Here is a 9,886-nt window from a genome sequence, read left to right on the forward strand (position 1 = left end):
AAGGACAGCACGTATGCCATCCTTTGCCTATACTTCTCCCGCCGTTGCCGATCAGAAAATCAAAAAAGCCGTGCTGAAAACAGCACGGCTTCATCATGATCATGATGACGGCAGCTGGAAAAGCTGCAAGATGTTCCGCGTGTGTTCTTAACTCATTCATAGACCGAAACAAGCGTACGGGAAAATACGGGCTCGCTCAGACCTCAAGCGGCACGTTCCTGTACCCTGTGTAACCGTCTTTATGAAGTTGCTAGTTAAGAACCTTCACCGACATCAAAATCTCTCCTCTTTAGAGGTAATTCAAAAAGTCATCTTTCGATCACGAAGCTAGACAAGAAGTAATATCGACATCGAATCTTGAATTCACCCGGGCCTTCCGTTGCTCACGTAGCTTCCAGCTACGCTCCGCTACTCCGTCCCTAGCTTCATCCAACCTTCTCGGTGCTCCAAATCTGACTTTTTGAACTTCATTGAAATGAGGTAATTCAAAAAGCTTCCTGAAAGAAGGAATACCTTTAATTTACCAAAAAGAGGCGCTATTCGTCAAGAATCCGAGTTTATGCGCACTTCATCCCTTTTTGAGTGGAATATCTTGCTAATTGAGTGAATTGATTAATTTTATTCTTACGATCATTTCATGTATTATATATGGGGCGTTAAAATTGTTAACTCGGCATTAAATTCAACTAAAGGAGCTTTTGCGGAAAGGAAGGAAACGAAGTGTCACAATTCAATCGCATCCGGCTCGCCAACATCAAGCCGTTTGTCTTTTTCTCCGTCATTATGATCTTGAAGATTTATCTCGTCTGGACGGCCATTTTTGATGGAGTTCCTGCTTGGGGGCCATTGCTGAAGGAAATCCCGTTTATCTGGGTTTTGTTCTGCCTGATTGAATGGTTCTCCTCCAAACGTAAGATTGGCCTTTATCTAACTGTAAACTTGATCGTTACCGCGATATTCTTCGCAGCCGTTATGTATCATAAATATTATGGGGTAATTGTAAATTATACTGCCCTGCAGCAGGTCAATCAGGTCGCCGCCGTGAAGAACAGCGTGTTCTCCCTGCTGGCGCCTTATTATTTGCTGATCTTTCTGGACATCGTAGTAATCGGCTTCTGGCTGTTCCGGAAGAAACGTGCCGAGAAGCTTAAAGCTTTCTTTAATCTAAAAAAAGCCAGCACTGGCGTAATCGCCGGCATCTTCGGCTTCTCCCTGCTGCTGTGCATCTTCAACATTTGGCCGAACCGGGCCAGCATGAACGAAATTAAGCAAGCCGAGCAAATGGGCATCCTGAACTATGAGACGTACACGATTTTCTCCAGCACCAAGAAGGAAGAACTGGTCGATAAAAACCAGATCTCGCAAGCGAAAATCGATAAGTTGAAGGGCATTACCGCCCCGTCCGATCCGAAGTATTTCGGTGCTGCCAAAGGCAAGAACCTGATCATCATTCAGATGGAATCGTTCCAGAACTTCCTAATCGACCTGAAGATCGACGGCCAGGAAGTGACGCCGAACATGAACAAGCTGGTCAAGGAAAACACGTACTTCAACCATTTCTATCAAATGGTTGGTCAAGGTAACACCTCCGATGCTGAATTTGTCGTCAATACCTCATTCTATATTCCATATAATGAGGCGGCGACGCAAAACTACCCGGACAAGGAATTGCCGAGCTTGCCGAAACTCATGCGGGATCAAGGTTATGATACCGCGACGTTCCATACCAACGTCGTTGATTTCTGGAATCGCGGCGAACTGTACAAAGCGATTGGCTTTAACCGTTATTATGACCAGAAATGGTTTGGTACAGAGGACACCGTATTCTTTGGACCTTCAGATGAAGTGCTGTACAAGAAAACAGCCGAAGAGCTGGATCGCATGCAGCAAACCGGACAGCCTTTCTATACCCAAGTCATCTCGATGACGGCGCATCATCCGTTCACGACGCCGCATGAGAAGGATAAAATCCAGCTGCCGGAGCGTTATCAGGACAATATGGTTGGCGATTATCTGCGGGCGCAAAGCTATGCAGACTACGCGTTGGGCCAATTTATTCAGGACTTGAAGCAAAGAGGCATTTGGGACAACAGCGTCGTTATGATCTATGGAGATCATCTTGGCTTGCCGATGTATTCGCTGGACAAACATGGACTTGAGCTGATGAAAGAGATCTACGGCCGAGATTACAGCTATATTGATATGATTAACATTCCGCTGCTCATTCATGCCCCTGGCGTCAACACGCCTGCGGTTATGAACAATGTCGGCGGCCAGGTTGATATCCTGCCAACGGTGGCTAACCTGCTCGGCGTGAATCTCGATAACCACATCCATTTCGGCGAGGATATTTTGAACCAGACGTCTTACAACTTATTACCGCAGCGTTATTATCTTCCGTCCGGCTCGTTCCTGAACGATCAGGCGTTATTTATCCCAGGGGTTTGGTACAACGATGGTACGAAGTACCCGCTGGCGAAAGATGGCGTGAAGCAAGCATTGACGACGGAAAGCGAATATAATCGTGCGCTTGAACTGCTCCGCCTCAGCGACAGTTACGTGCAACAGCTGCCCGACCGGGTGAAAGAAAACAAAGAATGACACGAGGATTTGCAAAAAAATCAGAGCCGCAGGCATCCCGAATCGGGATGTCCTGCGGCTCTCTTTTCTTCACCCTTACAACGCCGGAGTGGCAACTCCCTCCATTGCTGTTTTCTCTAGCGCTTGCCTTTGGTCTTCCTGGCTTAATCCGCGTTCATGAAGCAACTCCTGCTCTTTCATGCGTAGATGCTTACGCCCTCTCCAGCGGAAGAATGAAAACACGCCGCGGATATATTCGTCGCTGATCATGCTGGCATAAATCGCAATGATTCCCCAACCCAGCGATACCCCAAATAAATACGAACAACCGGTTGCCACCACCGACATGAAAATCAAGGAGATCACCATTGTGTAACGGGTGTCCCCTACTGCATTCAAGGAGTTGCCAAGTGCCATGTTAATCATTTTACCAGGCTGCAGCAGCAGATTCAGCCATAGCAACGCAGCGCATAAGGCCAAGATATCGGTATCTTGCGTAAACAGCCCCAGTAGCTTGGGACCTAACAACACGAGAATAAACGCGTTGACGATAACCAGCGGCAGTCCGAAGGCCAACACCCGGTATACCGCACGATACGCTTCCTTCGTTTTGCCTGCTCCGTAAAGATGGGCGATCTGAATTTGCGCCGCCATTGCCAACGAGAAACCTAACATGAAGCAAAACGACTCCAGCGTATTCATATACGTCCTGGCGGCCAGTTCGGTGGAGCCAAGCACCGCGAGGAACGAGAAGATCGCCAGCTGCGAGAACACCCAGCTCGCTGAATTGACGCCCAGCGGCCAGCCGATAACGAGCACTTCCTTGAACAGCTTGCGATCGAACACCGGAATGTCCTTGAAGCCGATCCGCCGCTGGAACGTGCCAAGGAAAATCAGCAGCAGCACGATCGTAGCGATCAACCGGCTGATCACCGTCGAAATGGCGACCCCGGTCAAGCCCCATTGCGGAAAACCGAAGGCGCCGAAGATAAAGCAATAGTTCATGAAAATATGAATGACGTTCATGCCGATCGCCGTAAACATCGGGCCTTTCGTATTCCCGGTATTCCGGATCGCGGTCCCCAGCATGGAGATCATCGCGGTCAAAATCATCCCGCCGCCAACGACGGAGATGTAGACTTTCGCCAACGGCAGCAGTTCGTCCGGCAGTTGCAGCATCGTGGCGATCGGCCCAGGTACGGCGATCAGCAGAATGCTAAGGAAAATGCCGATGGCGGCCGTGACTTTGAAGGCGATAATCGCCACGGTCCGGGCGTCCTCCTCACGGCCCGAGCCGATCTTCTGGGCAATGACGATCCCCGCACCGCTTGCCACGGTAGCAAATAACGTGGTGAGCGCATTAAACAGCTGGTTGGAGAACCCGACAACCGCAACCGCGTTATCGGAGATACGGCTGACCATCAGCGTATCGACGGTGCCCAGCAGAATCTGCAGGAACAATTCGATAAATATAGGCCAAGCGAGCAGCCAGAGGGAAAATTTATCCTTCTCGCTGCCCTTCATTTTCTTCATTATTACAACCTCCTGGATATCGGGGAATCCATCGAACTCCCTGTCGTCGTGTTAGCATGAAACACATTATAGATGGTAACGTCATTTTGATGTATCATAGAATCAACTCAATCTTTCATTATTCCAACCTAAGAGGAGCTGGTATCCTTTGCCTCCGATCATCGAATTTACCGCGCCCCCTCTGCCCCATTACATCGTCAGCGGTTCGGCGGTGATCCCGGTGGGCGGCAAACATCCGAGCCGGCAAAATATCGGCGCCTTCGACCTTCTGGTCGTCGAACATGGGCGCTTATTTATCGGCGAGGAAGGCCGTCAGTACGAAGTGGCAGCAGGTCACGCGTTGATCCTGCGCCCTGATTGCTATCACTATGCGCCGCAGGGCTGCCGGGAAGATACGCTGCACCACTGGCTGCATTTTCAATTGATGGGCGATTGGCGTGTCGTGGAGGAGGAGGAATACCGGCATTGCGGATGCAGCATGACGGATAAAGACATTCCCGGATCAATCTCCCTGCCTCCGTTTACGGCTACGTCGTATACCGTCCCCCTGCCCCAATATGCCAAGCTGGCCCAGCCGCAGAAAATCATCACCCTGCTGAACGAGCTGGTCGAATTAAATCGGGACATCCATTTGGACAGCGTCCGGCTGCGGCAGCAGGCTCTTTTTCAAGACGTTATCGTGGAGTTGTCCGCCTCGTCTTCCCCTGCCGGGCTTCCTCCGCAGTCGGCCTGCGCCGAGAAAGCAGCCTCCTATCTGCGCGAGCATTATGATGAGCCTTTTTCCGCACAAAAGCTTGGGGAGAGCATCAATTTCCACCCGGTATACATCGCACGCTGCATGCAGAAGGTGTTCGGCTGTTCGCCTGCCGTTTATTTGCAGCGCCTGCGGATTGACCAAGCCAAACTGCTGCTCCTGCAAACCGACCTGACGATCGAACGCATCGCCGAGCAGGTTGGTTTTAACCAAGCCGCCTATTTCACGGCCTGCTTCAGCAAGACTGAAGGCATGTCTCCGCGGAAATACCGTCAGCGGTTCACTTGGAACATGGAGTAGGTGCCGTTTAGGCGCTCCCCGAAGACTGGCTTTTTGCTTATCGGTCGGGACTTCTCTATAATTCAAAGGAAGAGACCGCTTTTTTTGATACTTAAGCCAACTGGGGGAAATGGATTGACACTCGTGAAAATATTCGCCGACAGCATCTCGGATCTGCCGGAATCCTGGGCCGCCGCATACGATATCGGAATAGTTCCGCTTTATGTCGTTTTCGGCGAGGCCGCCTACAAAGATAAACTGGAGATTACCACCGCCGACATCTACCGACGGGTCGAGGAGGACGGTGTCCTTCCCAGAACGGCAGCGCCGGCCCCGGCCGATTTCATTGCCGCTTTTACGCCTTGGGTTGAGCAAGGACATACGATCGTGTACATCAGCATGTCATCCAAGCTCTCGTCCACTTACCAAAACGCCTTGATCGCCGCAGCCGAATTTCCCGAAGGACGAGTGCATGTGGTGGATTCCCTGAATGTTTCCGGCGGTATTGCATTACTGGTCCTGAAAGCCGCCATTGCTGCCAAGCAGGGAACCGACCCTTCCGAACTGGTCGGCATGCTGGAGGAAATGCGGGACCGGGTCGAAATCGAGGTGCTGGTGGACAATCTCGATTACTTGCACAAGGGGGGCCGCGCTTCCAGCGTGCAGCATATGATCGGAAGCTTGCTTAAAATCCGGCCCGTGTTGAAAGTCAAGGAAGGGCTGGTCATCTCCGCCGATAAATACCGTGGCAAAACCGAGAAGGCCGTCGAGCGAATGGTCCACCACTTTATCGACAACGTCCACAAGGTCGACCGGGAGCTCATCATCGTCGCGCAGACGTTAGCCGAAAAGGCAGCCGGCTTCATTAGGAATACCCTCCTCGAAAAGACGGACGTCAAAGAAGTCGCCATTATTGAAGGCGGGTGTGCCATCTCCTGCCACTGCGGTCCGCGAACGGTCGCCATCATGTACCTTCGGCAACCGAATTGTGCCTTGTAAGCTAGATCGGTATCGCTTGTAAATAGACGAAACAGGCCTCTTCGCCGGCCAAGACATTGCCGGTGAAGAGGCTTGTTTCGCATGGAAACCATAACGTCTCGTCAAACGTAATAGTTGTTAGGAGGTGGGGAACATGAGACATTATCGGTTAGGCGTGATGACTTTGCTGATGACCGTCTTATTGCTGGACGCATCATGCTTCGGAAGCGCCAATCGAGCCCATGCGGGAGCCTGGAACGATTGGGTCAACGGCGTGAAGGAACTCTCGCAGCTCCCCGCCGAAGTGAATGAACTGAAAGACGATTACGCGGCTACGGTGGACAAGCTTGAACAAGCTCAGGGCACGCTGGCGGAAACCCAAGACACTTTGGAAATGTTCCGGCAGCAAAACGAGGAGCTGATGGAGCGCAACCGGGAGCTATCCGCAACCGTCAACGCATTAACCGAAGCCCAACAAACCCGCGACGCCAACGCGCGCAAGATGCGCATCCTCCTGTTTACGGCCGCCGGGTTGTTTGCCGGATATTTCATCCTGCTGCGGGTCGTTCGTTTCGCCCTACGGCGCTAATGGTTGACCCTATTCCGATTGTGAAGCCCCCGGACTGGAGGTTGTATTGAAATGGACCTGCACGAGCATCAAGATCCTTCCACGATGGGTGGACAAGCCGTTACCTTTGATTTGCAACCTGGAGACCGGCTCCATATCCTGCACCCCGGCCAGGTGATCGCTTACCGCGGACCCGCCGCGCAACGAAGCGACAAGCTGCTGGACATCAAGGGGATTTACCGCAAGCGCAAGCTAATTCGCTCCGATTACAGCGGGCCTTGCCAACTTGTGGCCGCGTTTCCTCCCTCGGTCGGACTAAAGACGTTAACGCTGACGGAGGGCAGCGATTGGCTGTACGATTTTCGCCAGCTCTTCTGCTATACGGAGGGCATCCATATGGAAACGCGCGTCCTCAGCATGAAGAACATGATGATCACGCGCGATGCGGTAAAAGTTAAGTTTTCCGGCCGTGGGCAAATCGGCGTGTTGACTCAAGGGCAAGTCCTAGAGCTCCCGCTCCATCCGGAGGAGCCTCTATACGTCGAAGCCGGCCGGGTGCTGGCTTACCCCGAGAACGCGAAGCTGGAGTTGTCGGTTTACGGCAACCACTTGGCCAGCCAACATATGCGCTACCAGTGGAAAATCACGGGGAACGGGTCGATCCTCATCCAATCCGGCGGTGCCGGAAGCCAGGATCTGGAGCGGGATCTGCAAGCGGAGGACGGCATCGTGCGGCGTTTTCTGCGCGAAGCGCTTCCCTTTGGAGGGGTTTTTATCAAATAAAAAAGGGGCCAAGCCAAGGGAGTGTTGTCCCTTTGGCTTGGCCTCTTCCCATGAATTTTATGCGCTCAGTACTTTCCGAATTCCCGGTCGCTCAGGACAATCCGCCCGCCTCGAGGGGAAGCGGGATGCCCCGGAGCGTCCTTAGAACCCTCTTGGCTTGCGCGGTTATTTTCGGCCATCTGCCCCAGCATGCGCAGCACGTCAGGATGGATCTCATCCGTGCCCCTGAGCGCCTTCGGAAGATTGCCTTTCCGCAAGTTAAAGCGTTCGACTTGCTCCCGCAGCAAGTCGGCTTGGCTGGACAATTCTTCGCTCGCTGCCGCCCCTTCTTCCGAAGTGGCCGAATTTGCCTGAATGACCTGGGAGACCTGAAGGATTCCTTGGTTGATCTGGTTCACCCCCGCGGATTGCTCTCCCGATGCGGTGGCGATATCGCCTACCAAATTGGCCACCTTTTCCACGTCGCACACGATGGCCTTCAACGCAGCGGCCGTATCGTTGGCGATTTTCGTTCCGCCTTCCACCTTACGCACCGAATTTTCGATCATGCCCGTCGTCTCTTTGGCTGCATTGGCCGACCGCGCCGCCAGATTCCGAACCTCTTCGGCCACGACGGCGAACCCTTTGCCGTGCTGGCCTGCCCGGGCTGCCTCCACCGCCGCATTCAGCGCCAAAATGTTCGTTTGGAAAGCAATTTCGTCGATAACCTTGATAATCCGGGAGATGCTCTCGGATGCGGTATTGATGCCGTCCATCGCCTTCAGCATCTCATTCATTTGCTCGCTGCCCATCGTCGCGTTATTTCTGGTTTGCTCGGCCAATTGGCTGGCCAGCGCAGCATTATCCGCGTTTAACTTGGTTTGAGATGCAATCTCCTCGATGGAGGCAGACAACTGCTCGATCGAGCTGGCCTGTTCAGTAGCCCCTTGAGACAAGGCGATGCTAACGTCGGAAACCTGCTTGGATCCGGAAGCAACCTGCTCGGAAGCCGCCTGAATGTGCGTCATCACTTCGTTCAAGTTGTCCGTCATTTTACGGAACGATAACGCAAGCACGCCGACTTCATCCCGATGTTCGTTTACGATCTCCACATCCAGATCGCCATTCGCGATTTTCTCCGCCGCCGTCATTAATTGGGTAACCGGTTTGCTGATCATTCGGGATATCGTAATCCCGAGTAGCACCGCTACGGCGATGGTAATCCCCACGATTGCCAGCATGGAGTTCACGGTCCGACTCGATTGGGCGGTTAAGGCATCCGATAGCTGTGCACCGGTCGTCCGTTTCTCCTCAAATAAACGGTCAATGCCGGTCGCGACGGCGCTGATGATCGGAGTGCCCTCCTTGTAAAACCGTTCGGTGGCCGCTTCCTTTTGACCGGACCGCACCATCTGCACCACCTGGTCTCTTAAGATCGAATAGGCGTCGAGGTTCTCTTTAAGCTCATTAAATACGGTCCGCATCTCTTCGGTTTGAACTTCCCCCTCGAACTTGTCCAATCCCGCTAATATCTGTTTGTCCAGATCGGCCATCTTTTGTACGTATTCATCGATTTCCTGATCATCCGAGCTGATTAACACGTCCCGGATCTTCGCGCGCGTATCGTTAAACATCATGCCCACTTCACCGATTTCCCCGGTCGGAATGCCGTAATCGGTATACAGAGCGCTGTAGTCCCGATCTATATTTTTGATGTTCCAAAGCCCCACAAATCCGACAACCCCAGCTAGAAGAGCGACCAGAACGAAGGAACTAATTAACTTTTTGCCAATTTTCATGTTGTAAAGCCATTTCATCGACGATTCCCCCAAGTTGATAGATTCAGTTTAATGTATCAGCCGTGATATGCTGCTCGTTAATCAGTCGATCGCAATCCAGCAGAAGCAGCATGGCCCCGCCGGATTTCCCGACCCCCGCCACAAAACGGCTCTCCCCGTTCCGAAGATCCGGAGGCTGCACGATGTCTCCCGCAGGGATGGGCATCACTTCCGCCACGCTGTCTACGATCAGCCCGACCGACATGTCTTTTAGTTCGACGACAATGACGCAGGTGCGGTCAGAGTAGGAACGGGGCGACATGCCGAAGCGAACCCGCACATCCATCACCGGGATGACCGTCCCTCGTAAATTGATGATGCCGCGAATATAATCCGGCATTTGCGGCACTGCGGTGATCGGCTGTATGCCGATGATTTCAGTGACGTATCTGATCTCAATTCCGTATTGCTCCCGCTCCACCAGGAAAGTTAAGTACTTGTCCCGGAGAGAATCGTTGAACAGCCCCTCTTCCTCCTCATTGCATGGATCGGCCATCTCATCATCTCCTTGATTTCGGCTATGTACCTCAAAGCGTGCGGCAACGATGTGCCGCTCTGTTCACCTCTTAAGAAAAACAAAAATCTCCCCCTACA

At 52.5% G+C, this 9,886-nt stretch carries 8 protein-coding genes; 5 read left to right on the forward strand and 3 right to left on the reverse strand.

From position 1 onward, the window contains the following. The first annotated feature begins 720 nt into the window (after window positions 1-720). Complete coding sequence (locus MJ257_RS06760) at window positions 721-2,601, forward strand: LTA synthase family protein (RefSeq protein WP_240268502.1); 1,881 nt, start codon at window positions 721-723, stop codon at window positions 2,599-2,601. Window positions 2,602-2,676: 75 nt separating this feature from the next. Here the strand turns inward: MJ257_RS06760 and MJ257_RS06765 are convergent, their stop codons facing one another. After that, the gene (locus MJ257_RS06765) at window positions 2,677-4,113 is read right to left on the reverse strand and encodes an MATE family efflux transporter (RefSeq protein ID WP_240268503.1); all 1,437 of its coding nucleotides are present in this window, start codon (window positions 4,111-4,113) and stop codon (window positions 2,677-2,679) included. 148 nt (window positions 4,114-4,261) lie between these two features. Between MJ257_RS06765 and MJ257_RS06770 the strand changes: the two genes are divergently transcribed. The 4 genes from MJ257_RS06770 to MJ257_RS06785 all read left to right on the forward strand — a co-directional run bounded on the left by MJ257_RS06770 (window position 4,262) and on the right by MJ257_RS06785 (window position 7,475). Then, on the forward strand, window positions 4,262-5,167 hold the full coding sequence (locus MJ257_RS06770) for an AraC family transcriptional regulator (RefSeq protein WP_240268504.1): 906 nt from the start codon (window positions 4,262-4,264) through the stop codon (window positions 5,165-5,167). 114 nt (window positions 5,168-5,281) lie between these two features. Further along, window positions 5,282-6,145, forward strand: coding sequence for a DegV family protein (locus MJ257_RS06775; protein WP_240268505.1), 864 nt, complete (start codon window positions 5,282-5,284; stop codon window positions 6,143-6,145). Window positions 6,146-6,278: 133 nt separating this feature from the next. Then, window positions 6,279-6,713, forward strand: a complete 435-nt coding sequence (locus MJ257_RS06780) for a hypothetical protein (RefSeq protein ID WP_240268506.1) — start codon at window positions 6,279-6,281, stop codon at window positions 6,711-6,713. A gap of 51 nt (window positions 6,714-6,764) precedes the next feature. Beyond that, window positions 6,765-7,475: an AIM24 family protein gene (locus MJ257_RS06785; protein ID WP_240268507.1), complete on the forward strand. Its 711-nt coding sequence runs from the start codon at window positions 6,765-6,767 to the stop codon at window positions 7,473-7,475. A 65-nt stretch (window positions 7,476-7,540) separates the two neighbouring features. On the opposite strand, the gene MJ257_RS06790 is transcribed toward MJ257_RS06785, so the two are convergent. Beyond that, on the reverse strand, window positions 7,541-9,253 hold the full coding sequence (locus tag MJ257_RS06790; RefSeq protein WP_240268508.1) for a methyl-accepting chemotaxis protein: 1,713 nt from the start codon (window positions 9,251-9,253) through the stop codon (window positions 7,541-7,543). A 43-nt stretch (window positions 9,254-9,296) separates the two neighbouring features. After that, window positions 9,297-9,788: a chemotaxis protein CheW gene (locus tag MJ257_RS06795; protein ID WP_240268509.1), complete on the reverse strand. Its 492-nt coding sequence runs from the start codon at window positions 9,786-9,788 to the stop codon at window positions 9,297-9,299. Between the last annotated feature and the right edge of the window lie 98 nt (window positions 9,789-9,886).

The sequence above is a fragment of the Paenibacillus timonensis genome, from assembly GCF_022427145.1.
Lineage (GTDB): Bacteria > Bacillota > Bacilli > Paenibacillales > Paenibacillaceae > Fontibacillus > Fontibacillus timonensis.

Excerpts from the sequence above, each read along its gene's own strand:
- MJ257_RS06785 (WP_240268507.1), top strand. The coding sequence starts at position 6,765 with ATGGACCTGCACGAGCATCAAGATCCTTCCACGATGGGTGGACAAGCC.
- MJ257_RS06765 (WP_240268503.1), bottom strand. The coding sequence starts at position 4,113 with ATGAAGAAAATGAAGGGCAGCGAGAAGGATAAATTTTCCCTCTGGCTG.
- MJ257_RS06795 (WP_240268509.1), bottom strand. The coding sequence starts at position 9,788 with ATGGCCGATCCATGCAATGAGGAGGAAGAGGGGCTGTTCAACGATTCT.
- MJ257_RS06780 (WP_240268506.1), top strand. The coding sequence starts at position 6,279 with ATGAGACATTATCGGTTAGGCGTGATGACTTTGCTGATGACCGTCTTA.
- MJ257_RS06790 (WP_240268508.1), bottom strand. The coding sequence starts at position 9,253 with ATGAAAATTGGCAAAAAGTTAATTAGTTCCTTCGTTCTGGTCGCTCTT.